Source organism: Providencia sp. PROV261 (assembly GCF_028477945.1).
Taxonomy (GTDB): Bacteria; Pseudomonadota; Gammaproteobacteria; order Enterobacterales; family Enterobacteriaceae; genus Providencia; species Providencia stuartii.
The window spans coordinates 1-23,503 of sequence record NZ_JAMPMC010000047.1 but is presented as its reverse complement, the minus strand read 5'-3'; the positions used below and the strand labels follow the sequence as shown (position 1 = coordinate 23,503).

Genomic DNA, 23,503 nt, shown 5'->3' with positions numbered 1-23,503 from the left:
TTTTCTTTATTTATTTGAGCATCATCATAAGCTTTGTTAGCAACATCAGATACGCTATTCAATCTATCGATAGGTGATTGATATCCCGGTTCGCCGGGTGATACAGGTTCCCCGCCCCCCCACATAGGAAGGTCAGATGGCCAACCTGTATCACCCGGCTGTACTTCCATTCCGCCCCCCCATGTTATATCTCCTAAATTTGGCTTATCTGCTGAAAAAGCAGTATTAGATAAACTGATTGTTGTAATTAATACAGCTGCGATTTTAGTTAGTTTCATGAAAACTCCTAGTATTTATTTAACACACTTCAAAGCATAGAGCTGAATTATACACATGGCAAAATAAAGATCTACAAATTGATCTTAATGCAGAATAAAAATCTTTTTACAATGATCTTATAAAGATCATCAAATACAGATCAATATAAGATGATCTTTTGGTGACTACATTTAAAAAACATAGGTATGTATTCGTACTACGGCGATCTAAGACCGACAGAAGCGCATGAAAAGCTACATGAAAATGCTGCGATAAAATATGTGATTGGTTCAATGGCGGCAGTCAGCCAAGAGTCTACAAAAGTTTCGAAAGACGAAGGTGAGCGAGTAGCATCAACACATGATTAACATGCTCAAGACGTCAGGAATCAATGCCGAAGCTAGAATGCAAGGCTCTGTTGCATTGGATATTCATATCGAAGGTCATTCTGACGTAGATATGTTGATACTGAAATCGGACGTAATTACTGTCCAAAGACCAGCTTTGCCCGGTACCTACTACTCAGATTCAAGCGATACTCGGCCAATGGTTGATATTGTAAGAGAGTTAAGACTTCAGGCAGAAGCGAAACTCAAGTCTCGCTATCATGCCGCTGAAGTAAACACTAGTGGAGCCAAATCGATTGCCCTTAGTGGTGGTAGCCTTAGACGAAAAGTGGATATCGTTCCAAGTAGTTGGCACGATACGCATGACTACCAAAGATCAAAGCTTGAGCACTTCAGAGCAGTAAAAATTTACGACAAAGACAATCATGCTTTAATTGAGAACAAGCCTTTTCTGCACATCAAGAAGGTAAATAACAGAGACACTCAGTACGGCGGCAACCTTAAAAAAGTAACTCGGTTAATGAAAAATATAATTGCCGACATGCCAGATTATAAGAAATCAAAAGCAAAAAAACTGACTAGTTATGACATTGCTGCGATTGCCTATTCTATGAACGAAAGATTGTCTTGCAGCCAATACCTACCGCTAACACTCCTCGATAACTTGCGTTCATACTTGCTAATCATTTCATATCTTGATGACGAAAGAAACGCGCTAATAGTCCCTGATGAGTCAAGAAAGATATTCAATGCAGAAGAAAAAGTAGAGGCATTAAGGATACTCTACAACGAAGTCAATGATCTTGCTGAAGCTGTTCAAAAAGCCATTAACCCTCTGAAAGATAAATATGACGGTGATGTATTACGAAATCGCCAAGTGATGTTTTTTTAGCAGACTAATTAAATGCCCTTCTCGCAATGAGGGGGCATTACACTTAATCAGAAATCAAATCGGAAACTGACACCCTCAAAGCATCAGATATCTGATAGATCTTGGTGAGGGTAATGTTCTGATCACCTCGTTCAATGTGTCCCATATAACTACGGTCGATCCCTGCAAGATCAGCCAACGCTTCCTGAGATAAACCTTTCTCTTTTCTCGTTTGACGAACTTTTTCACCAAAAGCGACTAAGCGCGGATCTTTCATAATTGCTCTGCCCAAAAGACAGAACTATCACCAAATGCAGTCTATATCACCACGGGATATATCGCTCATTTTGAATTAATCTGATATTACGATTTCAATACACTAGGATAACAACATGAAGCTAAGTACTTTGATTCACCGGCAAGGTGGCTTTTGCTTTTACTGTAGAAAGCCGCTTCTTGAGCGTGATGCATCTATTGATCACATCATTCCAAGCTCAATGGGAAATTACCAAGGATTTACCAACCAAGTTGCATGCTGCACACTCATGAATAGCATTCTGCAAGACTTACCACCAAAGCATAAAATAGAACTGCTTTTGAACTGGTGAGGACGGTCACCTTGTCCCAAGGATATGTCACTTTCCCTTAAAGAAATCGAGAAGCAGCGACAGAACATACTAAATTCAAGTTTTAATGAGCCAATCTACGGCTATAAAAATGGTGGCTTAATAACAGCCGATGAAAATGTAATCTTGGAAGTACCGGAGGAACTTGAAGAGTTAAGACCTATGAAAAAGTAACAATTTCTCTAGATTCTTGAAGATGGACTTTGTTAGAACACGGTGAATATGACATTGTATAGAATTCACCGGCTTTTTTCTCTGCACCACTGGCAAACTCACCAATTAAATACTCATAAGCATCACCCAAAATATCGGTATTGGCATCAGTTAAATTAAAACTTAATTCATCGAGCTTATTAATGATGCTCGCAATCAATTCATTTTTAGCCGCTTCAGTATTTCCCAGCTTGCTAGAGGTTAAATCTAAATCTTCAAATAAGTTACTAAAATCATCGACAGACTCTGAGCCCAATGTGCTTTGCTCAATCCCACGTAGTATCTTACTCAAGTCCTCTAAGATAAAACCTTGTCCAACCCCTTTCGGGTCAGCTTGAACACGTTTAGCCAGTGAGTGAAAAAGGGATTCAGGCGGCAGGTAATATCCAATCGCTTCAATCGCATCACTTTTCACCGCCTCAAGGATATCGGCATAATCTGGTGAATGAATGTCCAGTGAACTGTAGGTTAAGCCATCTTGTTTCAAAATAGGGCTTGTTGCAAAAATTACCTAAGTGAGAAACACTCACACTATTGATTATCGCTTTAGGTTAAATTCATGCTATCGAACGAGTTTAAATGGAAGCATTTTGCCCCCACTATCATCCTTTGGTGCTTGCGTTGGTATGGCTCTACCCCGCTAAGCTATGCTAACGTCAGTGATATGTTGGCCGAACGGGGGATTTCAGTTCATCGCTCTACCATTTATCGTTGGTTTATCGAATATTCGCTAATACTTCGTAAAAAACTCAAAAAATATCAATTCATTCGGGCTGTTTCCTCTTGGCAGCTCGATGAAACCTACATCAAAGTGAACGGAAAATGGTTTTACCTTTACCGCGCAATAGATAAACACGGAGATACGCTGGATGTTTATTTTTCACCCAAGCGTAATCGGCATGCTGCCTATGAATTTCTCAAACGCGTATTAAAACCTTATCCCTCCGAGCGGCAACCAAAAATCTTAAATACCGATAAGCACGCAGCTTACGGTTACGCTATAGCGCGTTTAATTAAAGAAGGAAAACTCCGAGCTGACGCGAAACAACGGCAAATCAAAACCCTCAACAACTGTATTGAATCGGATCACGCCCCGATAAAAAAGTTGATTGTTGCCACGGGCGGCTTCAAATCGGCGAAGCGTGCTTGGTCAACACTTCAAGGATTTGAAACCTTGCGAAAACTGAATAAAGGTCAATTTGATGAGTGGCTACGTCGATATGAACCTGAATTTCGAGTGCGGGAGCGATCTGCCTTTATGAATCGATTATTCAACGTAGAGACCGTTTTAGCCTGAAATATCCAATGAGCTCTGAGCAAAAAACGCGCTAATTTATTATTTGCAACAAGCCCCAGTTAGGAGTTTGCCAGTACTAAACGGACGCAGTAGGCAGATAAATGCTCAGATCGTGCAGCTTTCTGAGGGTACAAGTAGCTAGCTGCCCCAGTTTGTAGATAGTGCCCAAAACAATAAATGCTCTGTGGGCAGGGTTAGTGTGTGCCTAAGTGGCGTGAACTAAGGCTTTGCCCAAGCTGCCCCAGGTGCCCAACGGATGAGCGAAGTGCTAAAACACATGGATTATGAGGCAAAGCATAAAGTGAAACTAAAACTTCTTTATCTGATTAAAAATGAAAATATAGTTTCACTGACTCATTAAACGTTAAACGCTGATTGTTTCATGGCTTGCTCCGCTCGGCTGATCCCTAGCCGCTTAGCAACGGTTTGCCATTGCTTAACCGCAATTAATACTTCATCGTAAATTTGCGTGGCTTGGGTTTGCGAAAGTCGGAAGAAGTCTTTTACGTCAAAGGCTAATTGGTAGTCTAAAGTGTTGTCTGCATCGGTTATATTCAGATGCAGGCCATGCTTACCCACTATCGGGTTTAAATCATAAGCCGGTGATAACTTCCAGCCATTTTTTGTTAATAAAAATCCATGGTTACGCAGATGATCATCCGTGTTAGACACCGCAATATTAAACACGATTCGACGCCATAACTGAGCTAAATCGGCTGTGGTTTGTGCACCACAATTGGAAATAAATTCAGCAATCTCTAAGTAGCTAGCACCTTGAGATTGTTCACCATCATAGTATTGAAGCTGTGTCATGGCCGATGAAAAATGCAGCCGCTTTTCACCGTCGCGGTCAAACCGTTTGGTTAAAAAGGTATGGTGCTGTGACGAAAATTGCCTGATCTCACTTGGAAACATGTCAACACCTGCTGCCAACGCCAATTCATAACAGACCATCTCCCATGCGCCCACGTCATGGGTATCGTTTAAATTGGGAAACTTAGCAATCCACAAGTGGCCTTGTTCATCTGTGACACAAGCCTTGGGCCTTGCACCACCTAATGATGAGCCTGGAGAAATCAGCATTTTCAACCAGCGGTAATACTCGTCACTGTCGATGTTATCGTCTTTTTCAATCTGCATTGCTGCGTGCTCTAGCTCTCGCAAAGAAGCCATTGGTGGTGCAGCAAACTCAGAGTTGTCATCTAAGAACGCATCCGAGCCTACACGCTTAAATCGAATCCCCCCCATCCGATAAGAGTCATGTACGCCCAGCAGGTAATCCAATTCGTTTAATCGACTTGTTGCTCGAATGCCTTTGCGCGCCTCAATCGCCGCACGCCGCTGCATTAAAATACGCCCCCATCTATCAGGCGATGAATCAAGAAATGCGCGAAAGTTTTTATCGGCTTCATCGTTATAGAGTTCACCGGAGTGAAGCGTTAGGATTGGATCAATTTGCAAGCGATAGGCTGAGGTTAAAAATGCTTTATCGTAGGCAAAACTAAATACGCCACCTCGGCTTGAATCACTGTAAGCAAGCAGCCCAATTAGCAAAGGCGCTTCAATTGGCTGCCAGTCGGCATAGACTTCGACGATTTCACGGCTCATTTTGAAGCTTCCAGCAATTTTATGTTTTGCAGCTTGATACCCACTTCATCATGAGCGGCCATTTCTGCAAAGTTGCTTTCCATGCCAAGAACGGCCATCACTTTTAAGTAAGTGCCTATGGCAACGCCCGGATCACCGGCGAAGACTTTATTCACGGTTTTATGATCAAAACCAGTACGTTCACACAGTAGCTTTTTTGTAAAACCACGTCGTTTCATCGCCAGCAGCAAGTCTTCACCAAACTGCGTCAGGATTTTGCGCTGCTTTGGAAACAGTACATTGTGTAAGTCACGCTTAGCCATATCACCAACCAAAGGGACTATATTCCCACTATTTAACCGTTAATGGGAATATAGTCCAACTTGGAATCCCAAGCAACTCCAACAGTTTACATATGGACTATATTCCCACTTTACTCAATATAATTGGATTTATATCCCACCTTTAGGTTTAGCTTGCGCGTTGGCCAAGGCGATGATGTGGATCCCTGAATGCCAAAGGCCACCAAACTACACTTTTCGGCGCATAAAAATGTAAAACTCTGCACTTTTCTGCGCGTAAAAGTGTGCAATGCAAGTTGAGTACTCCTCTATGCGTTTTACCGAACGGGGAAATTCAGTAGTTAGAGGTTTACACACAGTGACTTCATAGGTAACAATTTGTATACCTGAACGAAGCTTCCAGCTTTCAACCAATCAAAACTGAATGATATTTTTTACTCACGTCATTTGGCCGACCTATAGCTTCCTCGTTTAAGCAAATCACTCAACCGATTTAACAGTGCTTTACGGCTATTATTCGCCACTACAAAGCGCTTAAAGCATTGTTCAAACGCCGCTTCATCCGCTTTGAACTGATAGGCCTCACACAGCTGATGCAAATAGCGTGATGCCGCATCGTAACCACTGGCGCAAGTGCGATCCGCTTGCTCTTGTGCTTGCTGCCAGTAGTGCTCACGCCGATTGTAAACATCCGTCAACGCTTTTTCTTTTTCTGCTTTTTCGATGGCTAATTTTTTTGCGAGTGCTGCGGCTTGCTCTTGCTGTAATTGGCCTTGGGCTTGCTCAATAAAAGGAGAAATTACCTCGGGGGTTAACCAATACTGATAGATTTCGTCTATGTTGGCAGGTTCTTTTCGCGTCAGCGCTAAAGCTTGGTGACGGGTTAACTGGCCTTGCTCAAACAGCGCGCCTAATAACGTGTCTTTCTCTGCCTCTGAGAGACTATGGAGCCATGTATCAAACTGAAACTGGGTTTGTTTGGCTTGGTGACTGGGTTGTGCGTTCAGCACCATGGCGAGTGCCTTAATCAATGCTAAGGGAATATCATACAGCGCTGCAAACACCTGCTCCTCTTCACTGAGGTGCTCAAAATCTAATTGAACTAACGGCACTCGTTCAATGTCATCATTAAAATCAAACGCTTTAAGCCACATGAAGTACACAAGGCGCCAATCCCCTTGCATTAACTCGCTGCGTAACCCAGCTAAATGCTGGAAAAAGTCGTCGGCATGCTCATCGTCAAAATATTCGTCATACTCCTCAAGGGAAAAAATCAGCAACTGCCACTCATCGTTTTCGTGAACATGAAGCCCATCACTTGAAAAGCCAAGTAAAGCTTCAGGGAGCGTTCCTGCTGGTAGCTTGATGTAGACATCGATTGAGCCCCAATCAGCATAGTAAAAACCGATATCAAAGTATTTTAACATCAGCTTAAAAGGGTCTGCCTTTGGGTCGCCGTAGTTGTAATACACCTTAAAGGACGTAGCGCTGATCTCGGCACGGCTTGAAATGGCTCTGAGTGCTTGACGTGCTTTAGCATCTAAATACCCATCCAGACGCTCAAATTTATAGTATTGATATTCGCTCACGATGACCTTGTTATGTATTTATTGTGAATTGAAAAGTTTGTTTCAATAAAGGCAGTACCTGTACCGTCCTACCAACAGATTCCGTGTTTAAAAAACTTCTTGGATCAAGGGTCACAAATCCCCAAAACTGTAAAAATCGCTCAATAAACCGTGATTCGATGAGTATGCTTAAGTTTCTTTCCGGCGAGAAGTAATCATCTGCTGGGAAACCCTGTAGTAAATCTGGGAAAGCCACTTTCACCTCTTCAACCAGCAGATCTACGCTACTGTGGCTTTGAATACGCCACAGCATAAACAGCCAAAAGGTTCGCAAGTCGGCATCAAACTCAAAACCGTCTAAATAGCCCCAGTTATATTTGCTGACGGCGGCTTCTAACATAGGTGCAAAAAATGCTTGCACACCTAGCACCTGATACTGCTTTTGCGCTGATTTTTTTACATGGTAGCGACCGCTTCGCCGATAAATAATGCCACTAATTTCGGCTAGCACTCTGGTGTAGTGCAAGGCATTGAATTTGTCTTCGTTGCTGCCGGCAAACTCACTGATGCTTATATCTCGTTCGAATTGAGCAACAGCAAATTCGGGCAATAACTCACTGGCTTGTGTGACTAATTTAGTCGGTAAGTTGCCTTTGCTCGTGGCTTTGAAGGAGCCGCTTTGCGCCATCGCTTCATCCAGAATGAGGGCTAAATAGCGCATCACTGGGCTGGCAGCAAGGCTGTCTGGCGTACTGATTGTGATCCATTGTAATTCAGTAAAAGGCGCATACAGCCAATTGGCCATCTGCGTTGGCGTTACGCCACAAAAATCGGGATGAGGCTGATTATTGCGATCCTGAACTTTGTGTTGTAAAGCCGTGTTGAGTTCATCAAGGCTCAAATTTGAATTCATTGCTAACATAGCTTCAACATCATCAAAAACTTGGGCATGTTGCTTGGAAACGCTGCTCATACAACAACGCTTAAATTTTTTACCACTGCCACAATGGCAAGGATCGTTTCGGCCGATCTTCATTGTTGTCCCTTCTTATTGTTATAGAAAAAGCGCGGCATTTTCCTGTTTGCGCTGATCTAGTGTTTTAGTAATCGCAGATGCTGTCGTTTTACTGATCCCTTGCTGCTGTGCCAGATACGTAAATTGGCTGATGGCTTCTGCGACTTCTTCAATGACTTGCCTTGCCTCATGCCAACTCCCGTAGCCAGCACTGGTAGCAAGTTTTTGCATCACCTTAAGCTGTGGCGCTTTACCATAACCTCCGAACGCAGTGGCGTGTTCGTTGAATGGATGTGGGCTGTAGGTAACATCGTAAAAAGGGGCAGGATCCCATTGACCGTCATCCGCTTGCAAAAACGCCCAGTTTTTACTGTGGTCGTCTTGATTAGACGACAGCAGGTTAAAAATGGCACGGCGAAATTGCAGCTGCCCAGCGGCTGGCGATTTACACAACTGACGGCTGGCTTTAATTAAATCAATGTAATCTAAACTTGGCGTTCGAAAGTCTGCATCCAGCAGCCCGCAAGCGCTGTGCATATGCAGGCGACCTGCACTGCGCTTGCTGCCTAAGTCGGCCTGTTCAGTGACATAATCAAAACGCTTAAGCGCCAACCAAGCAGACGCACCGCTTGTAGGTGGTGCTTCAATGAGTTGCCATTGCGGCGGTTGACACTTAGCAACTTCTGCCATTTGTAAATAAACCGCCTCACACAAACCTTCTTCATGGCCGAGCGCGAGATTTTTAGAGGTAAACTTAATCAGCCAAGCCTCATCACTAGGCTTTGCAAAGGTTCGACAATGCTGAGTTTCCCCAGCAGGCATATAAATTTGTGCCTTAGGTCTGGCCCCACCCGAACTACCTCCGGCGACTAATGCGGCCAACACCTGTTGCGTATGCCCATCTAACTCACCGTGATTATCATCCATATAATCTGGCATCGAAGAATCGAACAAAATTTGTGCTTCTAAGCCTAACGTCGCTAAATCAATATCCGCGCGCGTGGTGGCTGAAAACTCAGACACCGGAGAAAAAGACAATGCTCCCATGCCTTTATCACCGACAAAGGCCAGTCTATCCATCGCCGTTAATTGATTAGGCAGGATGCCCTGTTGCCGGAAAATACGATCTTGTAACAGCATGCCCCAGCCATCGGGCAAACAATCTCCAAATACGCCATGTACACCTTGGTGTGGCTGCTTAGGAGCGACTTGAACTTGCGCGTTCGACTGCAAGGTAAAAGGTGATAAATTGCCAAACTGCTGCAAATAGCTGTCTGCATACTGAAAAAAAACGCCTTGCCGATTCTGCGCCAAGACCCCTACTGCAACCTGCTCACCTGAGCTTAACGTGCGAGTTACGGCGAGTTTTTGAATGGGTTTAAAACTCATCTTTTAACACCTCATCAATACTCGTGGGTATAGCAGCACGCTCTTTGCTAGGTTGTGTGAGCTCGTATAACCTATCTAGCGAATCAAGGGTCTGCCATAGCAACAGCAATTGGCGAAATGAAATTTGCCCAGTCAACTCAAATTTCTTAATGGTGGCCGCCGGTACACAGCTTCGCTCAGCAAGCGCCGCTCGTGACAGCTTTGCCTGCTTTCGTAACTCACGTAAATAAGCCGCATAGGCTTGGCTTACATCGGTATCATCAAGTAAGGTAAATTTCATCCGCAAAGACCAAATGGACACAGTTATATCCATTATAACTAAATAAAACAAAAAGTGGATATTATTGTATCCCATTATTAAATGGAGTGTTGAAAAAATCACTCGATAAAGCCCTTCAAAACTGCTATGTTTTAGCTCTAACAGCAGCATAAAAACGGCACTGTTTTTCCGTAGTCATAGCCAAGAAGTACCACTAAGATTTAGTAAAAGCCATAGGCAAGTGGTGGGCAAACAGGCATTTTTGATGCGGTTTCTTTTCGGTAAATCATTGAGTTTGTTAAGGTCTAGGCCGCTACTCAATGAGCAAACACAGAATATAGGATGGAGTTAGGTTATAAAGTGAATAGCATTATAATTATTAAAATCCATTAATATTTAAATCGCTTATATGGATATTACCTATTTGTTTTAGGCTGATGTTCTTCTGTAACATTCTCCGCTGGAATACACCAAATCCCCTCATGGCACTTCGGACAACATTTTTGATTATTTGTAAAATACTCACGACACTGCACGCAAAACCAATTCGTGACCTTTAATATTGGTGAAACTGATCGAACCTGTGTGCTCAGTCGTGCCTTGTCTTCTAAGCTCTTGATCTTACTGATGACCCGCGGACAGTGCTCTGCGCTCTGAGGATCAGAATGGGTAAACCATGACTCCGTTGGCGTCTTGTGCAGTGTGACGGGCTCACCGCAGTGAGCACAGTAATAGTTTTCTCGTGAATAACTCGATTCTTGGGTGGCTCCCGCGAAACGATTGTTCTGCGTTAAGGCTAGCGACATTTTGACTTCATGTAATTTAAGCATGGGTGTGCTCCTTCTGTAAAATTTAAACTAAACGTTCTGAGTACCCAACATTCAGGATCCACACTCGGCAACTCACCTTGAAACTTAGAAGACCACTGAGCTGTGCCTACATGCGTATCGAGCCAGGTTCGTATGTTTAGGGCGTCGCTTTGCCTAGAGCGCATTCAATCGCACCAGGTGTGGTTGAAATTGAGTTGGTGGGTAATAGGTGGGTATGCTATGGAAAATGCACGGCGACTCGCGCTAGTGCCTTAGGATCCAAGGGCGGAGTTGCCCCCTCTCGATTCATCAATGCGTGCTTGTAACCACTGTTCTACTTCACTTTTCAGCCATCTTGAGCTGCGTCCCAGTTTAATCGGTTTGGGAAACTCACCGTCTTGAATGAGTTTATAAAACCACTTATCCGTTAATCCTGTCAGATGAGTGATAAATTTCATATCAACGAACTGGTCATTCAGCAGGCTGGTGGTTGGGGTTGTTTGAATCGTCATTGTCTTGTCTCCTGAGTATGAAAAGGAGAAGGCGACTGAGGTGGGGAATGCGAGGTGTCAGTCGTCCTTCAGACAATAACGGGCTACTGTATTTTTTTATTGCGCCTCATCGATAACATTCGGTTCAGTGAGGTCCGTCAACCGCAGCAATGGGGTGCGTACCAACGATTCAATACCCTGATTATTCAGCGCGTAATGAAAATAGCTGTGGTCTTCGGTGACCTGAGAAGCAGGTATGCTGTAAATCCCCTCTCTGCACTTCGGGCAGCACTTTCTGACTGGTCGCTGCTGGCTGGTGTAAAACCGTCGACACCAGACGCAATACCATTCCGTGATGGGCTTTATGGGATGAAGCTCGGAGAACTGTTCAGCTTGTTGAGATTGTCGCGTCAGATAACTGATAGCCGCGTTTACCTCAGGACAATCGAGGTATTTCTTATCAACGGGGTGTGCAAAGAAAAAATGCCGTTTACGGCGGTCCAGATACACCGGTAAGTGACAGTGTGGACAGTAAAAGGGAATGGGTTGTGCCGGTTGCCAGCGCTCCTGCTCTTTAAAGGCATTTGTCAGGCGGCCATCAGGTAATTCAGCGATACCGAGCTCCAGTTCATTCAGATTGTAAATGTTCATTGTTTCTCTCCGGTGTGTTGTGGTGTATTCACCGGATTGATGGAAGCTGTAATATTTTACGCAGAGAAAAAGGCTTTGCTATACTTAAAGCCATTATGTGGTGATAAAGGCTGTCGGAGGTGGAATGAAAAAGATTTTAGCATTGGTGTTGTTGACGTTATCTGCGACTGCCACAGCAGATACCTTTGAATGTGATGCAGTATCTCAGCTTAATCGCCCTGCACCTTATGGTCCTCGTTCAGTGCTGCCTGTGACCTTTGAGTTCAGCAAATACGGTGCGTTTGAGCAGGACAGTAATAATGGGTCTGAAACCCGTTATGGCGAAGCGGAATATGACGGTATCGGGTATTACCATACGTCGGAGGATGGACGGGTTAATCTGCGTCAGGAAGTCGATCCCAGTAACAACAGTCCAATTGTCATTGCCTATGTTGTCGGCACCGACCACGCTACGGTCTACAGCAACTGCAAAGTGACGGCTGAAGAGGAGTAATGGGTGTGAATAACGCGCTCAGCGCCATTCTGAGCGTTTTATTCGGGCAGGGGATAAACTTGCACGGTGTCGCCACAATAAACGGCTATAAGGGCCATAGAGATCATCATACAGCCCCTTGCTGCTACAGCATTCCCTATGGCTGACTTAACGATGACGGGAACGAGGACGAACTATCGGCTTATCATTCACATCAGGTAGACGGGAGATATGGTAAATCGGGTCAAAGGGTTTCTGCTCGGCTTTGGCTAAATAGTTCACCACGTAACGCATTGCCTTACGACCACAATACGTTGGCATCTGTTGCTGCTGCAAATGGTGTTTAACAGTATTGCGAGAAATACCCAGTTCACGGGCAATTTTTCGGATGCTTTGACCTTGTATAAAGCGAACATGAATATCCACAAATATCTCCTTGGTAATCATAAATTCCCCGTACAAAAATGTACGGATAATACCAAGTGGCTCAGTTTTCTATGATCGTTAGTGGCTCAGTTTTACATGTTCAGTGGCATAATGTTGATTGGTTAAAACTGAAAAAAAAAATTGAACACCATGAGTTACGCATTGTGAGTCTCGATATTCCGACATCTTGGCAAGCTCTAAATAATCAAGATCTGACACAGAATGACTCTATCAGTCAAACCGTCCTTTCGGCCATTAACACCATGTTAATTGATTTGATGGCGGCCATGTCCCACAAAGATTGGATAAGCCGACGCGAACGCCAAAAACAAGGTATTGAACGTGCACAATCATTAGGTAAATACAAAGGAAGGCAGGCGGATAAAGAACACCATGATAAGGTGATTTATTATCGAAACATCAAAGGACTCAGTATTCGAGAAACCGCGGAAGCGACTGGCTATAGTCGTTCTCAAGTATGCCGCATTCAGTTAAATGACAAACATAAATCATAAAGACAATCTATTTCATTTTCTGTTATTGGTGAGGGAGTTAGCAGCACATAAGATAGGGGTTCTACGCCGGCCAATAGTATTCGCTTAATGTCTTGGTGGGCGCAACCCCCCTAATATTAACACACACTCAAAACGGTCGATGCTTCTATTACCACAAGCACCGACCTTTAACTGCTCAAAAGAGGCTAACTTACACCGCAGGTGTCACCTTAATGGTAGCATTGTTTTGCATCTTAAACCCGTAACGGCTCAGTGGGGAGATGTCAATCGCACTCAGCACGCCTTTTACATCAACTGTTTTTTGCTCACCCGGGCGCAAATAAAATTGTCCCAAACCATAGACTTGCCCGCCCGGTTGCCCCGTAAAATTCGGCGCTAAACGGATAACTTGCTTGCCCGTATTTTTTAAGGTTAATGTGTTGCCTGTTTGTGTGGCTTGCAGGGTATCCCACGGTGTCGGGCTCACGCTCATCCCAACTGGCATTATCAACATGGCCACATCTTGGCGGATGGGCATTTTCGTCGCATTGGTTTTCGTCGCGCCCACCCCTTGGAAAGAGACTTTTAACAACGCTTCCTCCGTTAAATCAATACCCTTTTTCAACACAAAGTTGATTTGCTGACTTTGCTCCGGCTCAATGCGAATAATCGGCGGTGATACCATGACATCTTTCGCCAAGGCTTGTCCTCCTTCAATGTCCGACACCTTCGTCGACAATAAAATCGGCTCTTTACCTGTGTTTTTCACTCTGAACACTTTTCGTGGCTCACCTGCATCCACGATTACTGTCATGGTTTCCAACTGAAAACTCGCGTGCGCCAACCCACTGAATAAACATAAGCTGCCTATAAGCAAGTGACGGAACATCTTAAGGGATTTTATCTTCATACTATTGACCTTCTTCTTATTTTTTACTGACAGAGGGCCCCACGGTTTGAAGTCCTCGCGTGTTCATTGCCTAACGCGGATAGACGAGATATCCCGTTAGAGTGTGTAGCTCTATGATATCTTCGTTATCAATGGCACACCGCATCGGCCTCTTCATACAAGGCATTCGGGTCAAAGTGGGCGGGCACGGGGTAATCCACAAGACACTCCGCTTGATTGGCCATACGCAATCGCACCGGCTGACCAATTTGCTCATTGCTGAGCATCGCATTCCCATTGCCCATCACTATCCCCATCAACTGCCCTTTATCATCCACCAAACTGCTGCCCGACGGTGCTGGCGTACCATCCGCTAAGGTGATACCCAGCAGCAGTTGTTTCATCACTGTGGCGGACACCTCGCGTGAGATAACCGTGCCTTTTGCCACGGCCACATCAAAGGACGTAGTCTCTAAACGCACATTCAACGGCAGGTTCTTGGTGTTCAGTTGCACCGTGGTTTTACGATTGACCGGCAAGGTCGGTATGGCCGCCGTGCCCCAGTGATTGGTCACCGTCGTCCCGCCCCCCAACGTGTTAATTTGCACGCCACTTTGTCCCGGCACATGCAACACCCCAAAGGTATCGCCCAACGGCACCGCCGAGGTGGCCAACAAGCCATCCGCATACACCACCGCTCCCGACGCGGACAACATCATGGCGTGGGTGTTTTCATCCGTCCATGACCCGCTGCCCATCAGTTGACTGTACGCGGTCGTCGCATTGACACTGCCATTCACCCGTGTCTGCTCATCATTGCGCGATACCCCCACCGAATAGCCCCACAAGTTACTGGGCCGGTGGTTCACGGTGCTGGTATAGGTGGTCGAATCTTGATAGCGCTGCATTTGCATACTGACCGAGGCAGTGCGTCCTAGCGGCACGGACGCATTCACAAATAATCGATTGTCGCGGTCATTACCCCCTTGCAGGCTAGTATTGAGGGAAACGATGCCAATCCGTTTGGCATAACTGACCGTGTGCAACACCGTATCGGATTTATGCCCATAATAATGGTTGTAGCCCAAGGCATAACTTAAGCGCCCCCATTGGGCATTACCGAGACTGGCTGACACCGAGTTGGCCGTCTGCGTTTCACTGCTTTTTTGCCACCACGAGGCAGTATTGCTATCACGGTCTATCACCGCAGCGGATTTTTGCAGTGTTTCCTCCAGTGTCGGGTAGTCTCGGGTGCGGTATAAACTGGATAATCCCAAAGAGAGCGGGCCTAATGCGGTGCTGAGACTGGCATCCCATTGCTGGCCGTGTTTATCCTCATTACGCGAATATTGCGCCCCTAAGATGCTGCCAACCCGGCCCTGCTCGCCCCACTGGCGGGAAAGGCTCCCGCCCACCGATTGATAGCGATTAGACATCTGCATTCCGGCCGAATAATCGGTGTGATAATAACGCACACCCCCTTCCAAATTGGCTATCAATGGGGTCTCCATATGGTCATCCCCTGAGCGGCGACGGTATTGCCCGACTGCCACTTGGTAGGTCGGCTCACTCATGACTTGGTCTGAGGCGCGCGTATTGGTGACCACACTAAATTGTTGTTGTCGGCCATCCTCTTGCAGCACTGTCACTTGCAAGGGTTGGCCACTGACCACCCCGTTAATGCGGTCTAACGAGAATGGCCCCGCTGGAACCAGTGTTCGGTACAACAGGCGGCCATTTTGCAACACTTCCACCGTCGCGGGGGATTCAGCCACGCCGGTAATCGGCACCACCAACGCGTTGCTCGTTTGGAAACTGGTATCGGAATACAGCTGTATGCCATTCAATGGCGTGCCGCCAAATAAGTTGCCTTGGGTATTGATTTGCCCCAGTTGCACCATCGACCGCCACGGGGCAATACTGCGTGCTAAGGTGGTTTCATTGAACTGGTATTGGGTGCTGTTTTGTCCCGCCGACACACTGCTATTATTGCGTAACAGCCAGTTGTGCCAATTCACTCCCGATTCAAACTGTCCCTGATAAAAGTGCTGTGTGTCCACCCCTTTCATCTGCATCCCGTACAGGCGGTAGTTGCTTAAAACGGCAAAGCCACCGTAGGTCAGCTCATCACCGCGCAATTGCGGGTCAAAATCCGTTTCAGACACCAACAAGTCAATCGTAAAGGTGTTCGGGTGCGGCGTGACTTGAGCAGTTGGATAGCGCGTGACCATATCCGTACACCCCGTTGCCGTCTCATCCATCGCCACCGCCTTTAATTTCAAGGTCTTTTGTAAGGCGGGCGTCAAACACACTTGGCCAGCATCACCGATAGTCACCGTGGCGGGATAACGCGCACTGCCATTCACCACCACCGTCACATCATACTGCCCCGGTAAAAATTGGCTACCGTGTTTGAAAAAATCCGCCACTTCTGGCCCGTACCCCAAAGATTTTAATGCGCTGACATCAAAGTCGATGGTAGACGTCGTGGAGGACATCGAAGAGGAGACTGTTGGCAATACGGATTGCTGTGCAGTCTGTGTAGCGGCGGTAGAACCGGATGTGCTCATCGACGTGTCAACAGGCGCATTATCTTGTGCATGCGCCACGGAAAAAAAGGCGCCAATCACCCAACTGTGTCGCCAACGCACTCGCGTTTGGATGGATATCATCACGATAGTCCTCGTGTCTTTTCGAGAGTCGATTGAAAAAGTCAATTCAACAAGGTGAATACCCCGTTGTTTACATCACTAGGACTAAAGCCCAAAGGACACGCTCAGCGCTAAATCCCCATTCAGCTCGGCACCGTCCACTAACGGTCCCTGCGTGCCGGTTAAAGAATTCAAGGTGGGCGACACCGTCAAGGTGACAGTAAACTGCTGCCCACTCGCGGGTGTACCGGTGGGCGTGATCCAGCGATAAAACTGACTCGACTGTAAAGTGACAGCAGACTGCGGTTGCCCCACGACGCTATCATCCGCACTGTGGGACAATAGCACAGACTGACCATCCACTTGCGCGTTCGCTAAGGTCACCGTGTAATAGCCTAAGCTGCCCTGATCATTGACTTGCCCCAAACTGAAATGGGTTGGGTCACCATCCGTCACACTGCTCGCGGCCATATCATTGACCCAGAGGCGCATCCCGTCTATCGGCTGAGAACAGCTGATATGCCACGTTTGTGTGATAGGCGGCAATGTCGTCTTGGTTTCTCGTTGAAAAAGGCTGGCATGTAACTGAGTGTACGGGTAGGTCACTTCCGGTGTGGAAAAAGAGCAGGTCTCTTCCTCCAACACTTCGGGGATAACATCTTGGGTAAAAAGACCCGATGAAAAGGATTCCGCAATGAGGGTCGAACTAAAGAAGATACCCCAAAAAAATAATACCAGCGTGCCGCAGGCAGACAGTGGGCGACGGAAAAATAGCCGAGGAGATTGTTTTTTTATTGTTGTCATGGTGAGCTACTGAGTTTAGTCTAAACTGAATTCTTAGAAATAAGCACTCAGAAAGAAGCCTAAACCGACAACAAGGCTTCTTTCCTAAAAAATAGCCATTCCTGCAATTTAGGATAGCTAAACAATAAGGTTAAATACCAAAATTAAAAGTCAGAATGGCTTGCCCTACATAATTAATTCCATTAGAAATATCAATATTGTTATTATCTAAAACAGACTTAGGGTAAATATAGGTGAACTTCACCCCATTATCCACAGCGCTTCGATTCGATATATCCATTGAAAATACTTTTCCCGAAATTAAATCTAATGCATCAATACCAACTCTGCCCTGCTCTGTTTTTGTCCAGCCAGTCGTTGCATTTTTAACAATTGCCTCTTTACCAGGCCAAGTGCCATTATCATGAGTTCCATCATTAGCCCTTGATATATAAGCTTTCTTACCATCAACAGTAACATTTGTACCTCTGAATGATATTCCACCTATATTCTTAGTTATATCATCTTCGCTCACTAAATTAAAGGTAATACCATCAAAGTTACTATTTTGACCATCTAATAAAATAAATTCATTTGGGTAATTATCTGTCGCCTTAAAGGTTAAAAAAGTTTCAGCATCACACGTCACGGTGAGGTTCCTCGATACTGTCGGCAAGCCATTATAGGTTGTAGTTTGAGGAATAACGGACGGTGAAATATTACCAAAGCTATACACTAAATCATTATTACCGCCATTGACGGTACATGTTGGTGGCCTCATATCACCCGTCACTTTAATGTTGGCAACTGGCCCTGCTGCTAATGCACTACTGGATACGCATGCAGCTAACAACGATAAACCAACTAATTGTTTTTTCATCTCATCTTTCCTGTTAAATTCTTTATGTTTCGCCGAACATTGACACAATGAAGGGCGAATTTGGGTTACTCGTGATAATGAGGGTCTGCCTTACAGACCAAATGCAAACGTCAATACCGCATACCCATCAAGAGAGACATTACCTGCGTTATTTTTCAAGTCTTTATTAATAGTAGGGGTCACTGTAAAGTCAGCGGCAAAGATTTGCCCTTGAGCCGGTGTATTGGGAGCCGTTGCCCAACTTGCGGTTTCAGATTTGCTGACAGTACCGGTTGGACCAAAATCACTGCCTACTTTCACGCTAACACTTGTCGCATTTGCATTAGCATTCGCTTTTACCGTGGCATTTTCCATGGTCACTGTATAGAAACCAATATTGACAGATTCAGAAGTGCCTAAACCAAAGTTATTATCACCCGGAGTCAGTTCAGTCCCTGAACGGTCATCCACGGCAGTAAAGGTCAAAATGGTTGTTGCATCGCACACCACTTCAATGTTTTTGGATTCTGCATCCAACACTAAATTACCTGATGCAGGGAAAATAGCCCGTGAGAAATCAAAATCGTAGGTAACGGTATCTTCATTTGTACCATTAATTAAACAAGTTGGTGGCGCAATTGAGCCAGTGACTTTTAAGTTAGCAATCGGCGCAGATAATGCCGCAGCAGATAAAGTCATTAGAGATAATGCCAATAATGATTTTTTAAATAACATAAAGAACCCCTCAATGTTGAGTGAAGATAAACAAGTTAGCAAGTTAGTTAATTAGAGCAAACGAATAAAAAAGAAAGACGCCTCAAACGTTATAAATATTCATGATTCAGTGTGCATTATCGGTGTTTACATTTATCATTAATCAAAAGTTGACATGATAGATAATCAACAGAACACAATTATAATGATAAAATGCGTAATATTATACAGGAGGTGATTTGAATACTTATAAATTAGCGGCTCAGTTACATAATGACATAATCATTTTAAACACCATAATACATTAAAAATGAATGGGTTACAGAAGAAGGCCGAATCAAACAATCAATAAAAAATGGTAATTAAGTCTGATTAAGTACAAAAAAGAATGAAAATACAGTAAAAAAAACTGAGATTAAAATACGTTGAATCAAGTCTTAATAGCGAATTAGGACACTTTTCTGAAGGAGTTTTCATACTCCACAGGCGATAAATAATTATTTGCCGTGTGTAATCGCGTTAAATTGTAATAACGAAGATAATCCAGAACGTCTTGTTTCATTTCTGACCGATTTGCATGGGGTCTTTTAAATAACCAATCATGTTTTAAACTGCCAAAAAATCGTTCAACTACCGCATTATCCCAGCAAGCCCCTATATCACCTTGGCTTGAGCGCATATCATAACTTTTCAGTAACGCTTGATATTGCCCACTTATGTATTGACTTCCTCGGTCACTGTGAAATACACAACCCTTTGAGGGTGAACGTAAGTTATAGGCCATCATTAACGCTTTGCTTATCAAGGTGGTATCTATTTTGGATGACATGTGCCAACCCACAATACGCCGAGAATATAAATCCATCACAATAGCCAGATAGAGCCAACCTTCCGGTGTCTTTAAATAGGTGATATCCCCAGCCCAGATTTCATTCGCTGCTACCGGATTAAAATTTTGATTTAATAAATTATCCGCAGTTAGTTACGGGAAAAGGTAATCTGCAATCTGCACCACTCAATAATGTCACACCGAAAGAAATTGAAGCGGGTTGGGACTACATCTTTCAGTCATTAACGCCTGAAGAAAAACATCGCGTGATTTCAACGTTTAATCGAGGTGGATTACAGGCGCTATTTGCTGAAGGCATCATGAAACACAATGAAGATGTAATAAATTGAAATTTAAATATAAAAGCGACTAGACTGCTAAAACAATTATGCCGAGATATCACTTCCTATATGATTTATTGGTATTAGGTTAACGCTAAGTACGCGATTCATCAATGCGCGCTTGTAACCACTGTTCTACTTCACTTCGTAACCAGCGGGAGCTGCGTCCCAGTTTAATCGGTTTGGGAAACTCACCGTCCTGTATGAGCTTGTAGAACCATTTATCCGTAAGCCCGGTAAACTGAGTTAGAAATTTCATATCAACGAATTGGTCGTTTAGCAGGCTAGTGGTTGGGATAGTTGGATTAGTCATTGCCTTGTCTCCTAAGAGTGAAAAGGAGAAGGCGACAGATGGTAGTGTGTGTTGTGTCAGTCGTCCTTCAGACAATAACGCCATGCTGTATTTTTTTATTCACTTCGATGGTTAATGCTTCGCACAGCTAATACATAAACTGAACCCACTACTCCCTTTCACTAGACAATACGATAAACACGCTCAGATCCATTCTGAGCGATTTAATCAGCTAAGTGCTATGATGGGATGACTACGGTATAAAAAACGCTCTGGTGAAGCGAATAGACGTATTTAAGACGAAGAGGACTTACGAGGACGACCGATTCGCTTTTCCGTAGGCGGAGTCGAGAGATGGTAGATAGGTTTAACGCCTTTTTGTTCGTATTTAGCCAAGTAATTGACGACATACCGCATCGCTCTTTTACCCCGTTTATCATCAAAGTGGATAGGTTTACTGATATCTGCACGATATTGTTTATTGTCGGTACAATGATAAAGATAGCCTTCGCCTTCCGTAATGGTTTCCCAGAGCATATTCATTCGCTGATTAAAGTCCCATTTCTTACAATGTCGTTGACCATCCACATAGATGACAGCATGAGCATGTAAGCCCCTATCAGGAGCTTCTTCCAATACCCAAGCATAACCTATTACTCCGGGATATTTTGAGAGACGTAACATCAGGATACTCATATCCCGACTAAATTGATGTTCATCTTCGTAAATGTATCGCTCACTGTCTTCACGCCAATGAAAATCTGTTCTTATCATCAGTATTTTGGAATACCGTTGAAATAAATGGGATTGGTGTTGATGTAAGGCTTTTTGCAAGTGTGGGATAAGGGTATAGCGTGATACTGAATACATGGAATTATCTCCGTTGTTAAATAGGTTCAACGGATAAGTGCATGATGTAAAATTTTCAGTATCAGAATGGAATAATGGTTTTGTCTATCGTATTGGTTTGGTATTCAAAAAGAGAGCACGCCCCTTTAGGGTGTTTCTCATTTTAACCTTAAGGGTGGAGGGTTAAGGATATCATTATTCGGGGCGTGGTTATGAGTTGTCTAATGTTGAATTCTTCACTTCGTGTATGCCGATTGTGATCACGATAATTCAATAGAAATTTCAAGTGAGAAAGTATCATTAAGTTATACTAATGAATTAATGCTTCTTTATAATAATATTAATAACCTAAATGTTGCATAAAATAAATATTTTCGTGCCTTCATTGTTGTAACTGAAAACTGATTTAGTATTTCTACGTTAAACCGCCAGTTCGTCATTCGAGAGTGATAAAGAGGAATTGTTGCTCACCATAATTTGCTACGTTCTCTCAATGTTAACGCATCCCAGCTTTTCTTTTTCGCCATTATAAATTAGCAACCAATTTCTCACGGTGATGCATGTAGTTAGAGCAAGAAAATCTTTTCACTATCAAAAGTGCTCATTTATATTCGTTTATAATTCTATTAAATCATGTTAAAAACCAGCGTTATTCAATTTTACCTTAATGACTTAACCCATTTTTGATGAATTTTACCCCATGAAAAATATATTTGAATACCATGATTTCATAATTATTAGTATATGAAAATTGAGATTTAGCTCCATGATTATCTTTTGAATATGTGATATTTTTTTATCAACTAAGAAAAGAGTGTTGCTCACAATAATAGCCAACAAGGTTAGAATCTATGACAAATGAACTTTTCACTGATGTAAATTTTTTGGGACTGGATGCAAAAGAAAGAGGGGTAGAACATGAAATTCTTTCATTAAAAGAGCTGAGTCATCGGTATTCGTTTATCACCTTCAATAAGCCAGATAATGGAATGAATACCGACATCATTCACAATTTACTGGAGGAACTTCAGAATACATTAGGAATTGAATTTGCATTAAATAAATTAAAGAGTTCGGAATATAAAGTCTCTAGAAAAAGAAAATTTCATAGCTATATTTCGAAATATATGGATAGGAACTTACGAAAGCAGATTAAACAGCAATTGAGAATTAAACGTTCTTGTTATGACAAGTTATATACCCATTATTGCCATATTAAAAAAGATCATAAAAAAGAGACAATAATGATGCTACCTGTACTTTTTGGATTCGATGATGCTCGAATTTATCAACCTTCTTTTGATTTCAAATATGCACAAACTAGGCCTATTCACACTTGGCGGATATATAAGGTTGTGGAGGAGCTAAATAAATCATTCAATAAAATGTTGAAGAAACTCAGTAAAAGAAAGGCCTATAGTGTATTTAAAGCATGTTCCCATGTTGTCTTATTAGACGAACGGCATATTCCCTATCTTCAAGTCATATTTTATTACGTAGGAAAGATTACAGATTACTTTATTCGAGATATGGCAAGAGAATGGTGCGTCGTAAACAAGTGCGGTGTTTGGCTAGACTACGTGAAGTTTGATGATGAGCTTCCCCATGATAGGGATCATAATGAGGAGCTCTGCCAACAAGGTTATTACACTGAAGAACAAAATCAATATCAAATTAAAGCTTCTATTCGTAACTTAATTTTACCTTTCTCAGATGAATATACTGACGTATTTATCCCTAATGAACAAGACTCAAGGCATGAAAGAAATGCTAACTATATTCTAGAAAAAGCGATGAAAGGAAGGATCAAGATAGCACCTTATTTTGAGGATAAAAAAAGGAAAAAATTTATACGCGGTATTAAAAATACAACGCTTTATCATCTTTACTACCTTGAACAAGTCGCAAAACAGTTTACGAAAATACCAAAAGTAACAGGGGCGACTTATAAAAAATTCACCTATCAAAAGGGGTACACCCCTAAAAAATGTAATAAATCTTAAACCTATATTACTTCCTTGAAAGATACAGGTATTGAGCCTTTTCATTTATCACAGGAAGTTATTATGAAAACAAATCCCTCCACCACCGCTTCACCTTTTGAGGCGGTGCTTTCGCCACTCCCCACGGCAATTAAACATCAATTACAACAGAAACTGAGCGAGCTTATTCATTATTCGCCCACAATCGGTTTGATGGGAAAAACTGGTGTCGGAAAATC

27 protein-coding genes and 2 pseudogenes are annotated in these 23,503 nt (G+C 43.5%); 8 read left to right on the top strand and 21 right to left on the bottom strand.

Annotation, left to right across the window (positions count from 1 at the left end; all coding sequences use genetic code 11):
- On the bottom strand, positions 1-278 hold a 278-nt coding region (locus PR675_RS19100; protein WP_272582894.1), incomplete at its 3' end, for a hypothetical protein.
- 186 nt (positions 279-464) lie between these two features.
- Between PR675_RS19100 and PR675_RS19095 the strand changes: the two genes are divergently transcribed.
- Together PR675_RS19095 and PR675_RS19090 are read left to right on the top strand one after the other, a co-directional pair.
- Positions 465-626: a hypothetical protein gene (locus PR675_RS19095; RefSeq protein ID WP_196715986.1), complete on the top strand. Its 162-nt coding sequence runs from the start codon at positions 465-467 to the stop codon at positions 624-626.
- Positions 619-1,497 carry a hypothetical protein gene (locus tag PR675_RS19090; RefSeq protein WP_272582893.1) on the top strand — a complete coding sequence of 293 codons (879 nt, stop codon included), beginning with the start codon at positions 619-621 and terminating at the stop codon, positions 1,495-1,497. The genes PR675_RS19095 and PR675_RS19090 overlap by 8 nt, the downstream gene beginning before the upstream one ends.
- Positions 1,498-1,540: 43 nt before the next feature.
- On the opposite strand, the gene PR675_RS19085 is transcribed toward PR675_RS19090, so the two are convergent.
- On the bottom strand, positions 1,541-1,753 hold the full coding sequence (locus tag PR675_RS19085) for a helix-turn-helix domain-containing protein (protein ID WP_017045299.1): 213 nt from the start codon (positions 1,751-1,753) through the stop codon (positions 1,541-1,543).
- A 115-nt stretch (positions 1,754-1,868) separates the two neighbouring features.
- Between PR675_RS19085 and PR675_RS21060 the strand changes: the two genes are divergently transcribed.
- Entirely contained in the window at positions 1,869-2,084 is a 216-nt protein-coding gene (locus tag PR675_RS21060) for an HNH endonuclease (RefSeq protein ID WP_442959616.1), read from the top strand.
- Between the two features lie 178 nt (positions 2,085-2,262).
- On the opposite strand, the gene PR675_RS19080 is transcribed toward PR675_RS21060, so the two are convergent.
- Positions 2,263-2,802 (bottom strand): N-6 DNA methylase, encoded by a 540-nt coding sequence (locus PR675_RS19080; RefSeq protein WP_272582892.1) that lies wholly within the window; start codon positions 2,800-2,802, stop codon positions 2,263-2,265.
- A 72-nt stretch (positions 2,803-2,874) separates the two neighbouring features.
- Between PR675_RS19080 and PR675_RS19075 the strand changes: the two genes are divergently transcribed.
- On the top strand, positions 2,875-3,612 hold the full coding sequence (locus PR675_RS19075) for an IS6 family transposase (protein ID WP_272582891.1): 738 nt from the start codon (positions 2,875-2,877) through the stop codon (positions 3,610-3,612).
- 357 nt (positions 3,613-3,969) lie between these two features.
- On the opposite strand, the gene PR675_RS19070 is transcribed toward PR675_RS19075, so the two are convergent.
- The 9 genes from PR675_RS19070 to PR675_RS19035 all read right to left on the bottom strand — a co-directional run bounded on the left by PR675_RS19070 (position 3,970) and on the right by PR675_RS19035 (position 11,683).
- On the bottom strand, positions 3,970-5,220 hold the full coding sequence (locus PR675_RS19070; protein WP_159352565.1) for a type II toxin-antitoxin system HipA family toxin: 1,251 nt from the start codon (positions 5,218-5,220) through the stop codon (positions 3,970-3,972).
- A complete protein-coding gene (locus PR675_RS19065) occupies positions 5,217-5,522 on the bottom strand; it encodes a transcriptional regulator (protein WP_272582890.1) in 306 nt (101 codons plus the stop codon). Before PR675_RS19065 ends, PR675_RS19070 begins: the two co-directional genes overlap by 4 nt.
- Positions 5,523-5,944: 422 nt before the next feature.
- Positions 5,945-7,090 carry a hypothetical protein gene (locus PR675_RS19060; protein WP_272582889.1) on the bottom strand — a complete coding sequence of 382 codons (1,146 nt, stop codon included), beginning with the start codon at positions 7,088-7,090 and terminating at the stop codon, positions 5,945-5,947.
- A gap of 10 nt (positions 7,091-7,100) precedes the next feature.
- The gene (locus PR675_RS19055; protein ID WP_272582888.1) at positions 7,101-8,105 is read right to left on the bottom strand and encodes a YecA family protein; all 1,005 of its coding nucleotides are present in this window, start codon (positions 8,103-8,105) and stop codon (positions 7,101-7,103) included.
- A gap of 18 nt (positions 8,106-8,123) precedes the next feature.
- The gene (locus PR675_RS19050; RefSeq protein ID WP_272582887.1) at positions 8,124-9,473 is read right to left on the bottom strand and encodes a type II toxin-antitoxin system HipA family toxin; all 1,350 of its coding nucleotides are present in this window, start codon (positions 9,471-9,473) and stop codon (positions 8,124-8,126) included.
- Positions 9,463-9,774 carry a helix-turn-helix domain-containing protein gene (locus PR675_RS19045; RefSeq protein ID WP_430924339.1) on the bottom strand — a complete coding sequence of 104 codons (312 nt, stop codon included), beginning with the start codon at positions 9,772-9,774 and terminating at the stop codon, positions 9,463-9,465. Before PR675_RS19045 ends, PR675_RS19050 begins: the two co-directional genes overlap by 11 nt.
- A gap of 374 nt (positions 9,775-10,148) precedes the next feature.
- On the bottom strand, positions 10,149-10,538 hold the full coding sequence (locus PR675_RS21055) for a putative zinc ribbon protein (protein WP_442959617.1): 390 nt from the start codon (positions 10,536-10,538) through the stop codon (positions 10,149-10,151).
- Between the two features lie 275 nt (positions 10,539-10,813).
- Positions 10,814-11,053, bottom strand: a complete 240-nt coding sequence (locus PR675_RS19040) for a helix-turn-helix transcriptional regulator (RefSeq protein WP_148736782.1) — start codon at positions 11,051-11,053, stop codon at positions 10,814-10,816.
- 96 nt (positions 11,054-11,149) lie between these two features.
- Positions 11,150-11,683, bottom strand: coding sequence for a putative zinc ribbon protein (locus tag PR675_RS19035; protein WP_272582886.1), 534 nt, complete (start codon positions 11,681-11,683; stop codon positions 11,150-11,152).
- A 124-nt stretch (positions 11,684-11,807) separates the two neighbouring features.
- Here PR675_RS19035 and PR675_RS19030 point away from each other — a divergent pair, with 124 nt between their 5' ends.
- Positions 11,808-12,176 carry a hypothetical protein gene (locus tag PR675_RS19030; protein ID WP_143970430.1) on the top strand — a complete coding sequence of 123 codons (369 nt, stop codon included), beginning with the start codon at positions 11,808-11,810 and terminating at the stop codon, positions 12,174-12,176.
- 147 nt (positions 12,177-12,323) lie between these two features.
- Here PR675_RS19030 and PR675_RS19025 read toward each other — a convergent pair whose 3' ends face one another.
- Positions 12,324-12,581 carry a sigma factor-like helix-turn-helix DNA-binding protein gene (locus PR675_RS19025; RefSeq protein ID WP_272582885.1) on the bottom strand — a complete coding sequence of 86 codons (258 nt, stop codon included), beginning with the start codon at positions 12,579-12,581 and terminating at the stop codon, positions 12,324-12,326.
- A gap of 110 nt (positions 12,582-12,691) precedes the next feature.
- Between PR675_RS19025 and PR675_RS19020 the strand changes: the two are divergent.
- Positions 12,692-13,096 (top strand): annotated as a pseudogene (locus tag PR675_RS19020) (recombinase family protein); the annotation flags it as partial.
- Between the two features lie 190 nt (positions 13,097-13,286).
- Here PR675_RS19020 and PR675_RS19015 read toward each other — a convergent pair.
- Positions 13,287-13,985: a fimbria/pilus chaperone family protein gene (locus tag PR675_RS19015; RefSeq protein ID WP_272582884.1), complete on the bottom strand. Its 699-nt coding sequence runs from the start codon at positions 13,983-13,985 to the stop codon at positions 13,287-13,289.
- 128 nt (positions 13,986-14,113) lie between these two features.
- Positions 14,114-16,393, bottom strand: coding sequence for a fimbria/pilus outer membrane usher protein (locus PR675_RS19010; protein ID WP_442959615.1), 2,280 nt, complete (start codon positions 16,391-16,393; stop codon positions 14,114-14,116).
- Positions 16,394-16,451: 58 nt separating this feature from the next.
- On the opposite strand from PR675_RS19010, the gene PR675_RS19005 reads away from it, so the two are divergent.
- Complete coding sequence (locus tag PR675_RS19005; RefSeq protein ID WP_272582882.1) at positions 16,452-16,694, top strand: hypothetical protein; 243 nt, start codon at positions 16,452-16,454, stop codon at positions 16,692-16,694.
- A gap of 26 nt (positions 16,695-16,720) precedes the next feature.
- Here PR675_RS19005 and PR675_RS19000 read toward each other — a convergent pair whose 3' ends face one another.
- From PR675_RS19000 to PR675_RS18975, 6 genes and pseudogenes are all read right to left on the bottom strand, one after another.
- Positions 16,721-17,419 carry a hypothetical protein gene (locus PR675_RS19000; RefSeq protein WP_272582881.1) on the bottom strand — a complete coding sequence of 233 codons (699 nt, stop codon included), beginning with the start codon at positions 17,417-17,419 and terminating at the stop codon, positions 16,721-16,723.
- A gap of 130 nt (positions 17,420-17,549) precedes the next feature.
- Positions 17,550-18,278 (bottom strand): fimbrial protein, encoded by a 729-nt coding sequence (locus tag PR675_RS18995; RefSeq protein ID WP_272582880.1) that lies wholly within the window; start codon positions 18,276-18,278, stop codon positions 17,550-17,552.
- A 90-nt stretch (positions 18,279-18,368) separates the two neighbouring features.
- On the bottom strand, positions 18,369-18,992 hold the full coding sequence (locus PR675_RS18990; RefSeq protein WP_272582879.1) for a fimbrial protein: 624 nt from the start codon (positions 18,990-18,992) through the stop codon (positions 18,369-18,371).
- Between the two features lie 427 nt (positions 18,993-19,419).
- Positions 19,420-19,947: pseudogene (locus PR675_RS18985) on the bottom strand (IS3 family transposase); the annotation flags it as partial.
- Between the two features lie 288 nt (positions 19,948-20,235).
- On the bottom strand, positions 20,236-20,454 hold the full coding sequence (locus PR675_RS18980) for a helix-turn-helix transcriptional regulator (protein ID WP_272582895.1): 219 nt from the start codon (positions 20,452-20,454) through the stop codon (positions 20,236-20,238).
- A 273-nt stretch (positions 20,455-20,727) separates the two neighbouring features.
- Positions 20,728-21,303 (bottom strand): inovirus-type Gp2 protein, encoded by a 576-nt coding sequence (locus PR675_RS18975; RefSeq protein WP_272582878.1) that lies wholly within the window; start codon positions 21,301-21,303, stop codon positions 20,728-20,730.
- Positions 21,304-22,133: 830 nt separating this feature from the next.
- On the opposite strand from PR675_RS18975, the gene PR675_RS18970 reads away from it, so the two are divergent.
- On the top strand, positions 22,134-23,285 hold the full coding sequence (locus PR675_RS18970; protein ID WP_272582877.1) for a hypothetical protein: 1,152 nt from the start codon (positions 22,134-22,136) through the stop codon (positions 23,283-23,285).
- Positions 23,286-23,503: the final 218 nt, after the last annotated feature.

Coding starts and splice junctions, on each gene's coding strand:
- PR675_RS19095 (WP_196715986.1), top strand. CDS start 465: ATGTATTCGTACTACGGCGATCTAAGACCGACAGAAGCGCATGAAAAG.
- PR675_RS19090 (WP_272582893.1), top strand. CDS start 619: ATGATTAACATGCTCAAGACGTCAGGAATCAATGCCGAAGCTAGAATG.
- PR675_RS19085 (WP_017045299.1), bottom strand. CDS start 1,753: ATGAAAGATCCGCGCTTAGTCGCTTTTGGTGAAAAAGTTCGTCAAACG.
- PR675_RS21060 (WP_442959616.1), top strand. CDS start 1,869: ATGAAGCTAAGTACTTTGATTCACCGGCAAGGTGGCTTTTGCTTTTAC.
- PR675_RS19075 (WP_272582891.1), top strand. CDS start 2,875: ATGCTATCGAACGAGTTTAAATGGAAGCATTTTGCCCCCACTATCATC.
- PR675_RS19070 (WP_159352565.1), bottom strand. CDS start 5,220: ATGAGCCGTGAAATCGTCGAAGTCTATGCCGACTGGCAGCCAATTGAA.
- PR675_RS19065 (WP_272582890.1), bottom strand. CDS start 5,522: ATGGCTAAGCGTGACTTACACAATGTACTGTTTCCAAAGCAGCGCAAA.
- PR675_RS19055 (WP_272582888.1), bottom strand. CDS start 8,105: ATGAAGATCGGCCGAAACGATCCTTGCCATTGTGGCAGTGGTAAAAAA.
- PR675_RS19050 (WP_272582887.1), bottom strand. CDS start 9,473: ATGAGTTTTAAACCCATTCAAAAACTCGCCGTAACTCGCACGTTAAGC.
- PR675_RS21055 (WP_442959617.1), bottom strand. CDS start 10,538: ATGTCGCTAGCCTTAACGCAGAACAATCGTTTCGCGGGAGCCACCCAA.
- PR675_RS19040 (WP_148736782.1), bottom strand. CDS start 11,053: ATGACGATTCAAACAACCCCAACCACCAGCCTGCTGAATGACCAGTTC.
- PR675_RS19035 (WP_272582886.1), bottom strand. CDS start 11,683: ATGAACATTTACAATCTGAATGAACTGGAGCTCGGTATCGCTGAATTA.
- PR675_RS19030 (WP_143970430.1), top strand. CDS start 11,808: ATGAAAAAGATTTTAGCATTGGTGTTGTTGACGTTATCTGCGACTGCC.
- PR675_RS19015 (WP_272582884.1), bottom strand. CDS start 13,985: ATGAAGATAAAATCCCTTAAGATGTTCCGTCACTTGCTTATAGGCAGC.
- PR675_RS19000 (WP_272582881.1), bottom strand. CDS start 17,419: ATGACAACAATAAAAAAACAATCTCCTCGGCTATTTTTCCGTCGCCCA.
- PR675_RS18995 (WP_272582880.1), bottom strand. CDS start 18,278: ATGAAAAAACAATTAGTTGGTTTATCGTTGTTAGCTGCATGCGTATCC.
- PR675_RS18990 (WP_272582879.1), bottom strand. CDS start 18,992: ATGTTATTTAAAAAATCATTATTGGCATTATCTCTAATGACTTTATCT.
- PR675_RS18980 (WP_272582895.1), bottom strand. CDS start 20,454: ATGACTAATCCAACTATCCCAACCACTAGCCTGCTAAACGACCAATTC.
- PR675_RS18975 (WP_272582878.1), bottom strand. CDS start 21,303: ATGTATTCAGTATCACGCTATACCCTTATCCCACACTTGCAAAAAGCC.
- PR675_RS18970 (WP_272582877.1), top strand. CDS start 22,134: ATGACAAATGAACTTTTCACTGATGTAAATTTTTTGGGACTGGATGCA.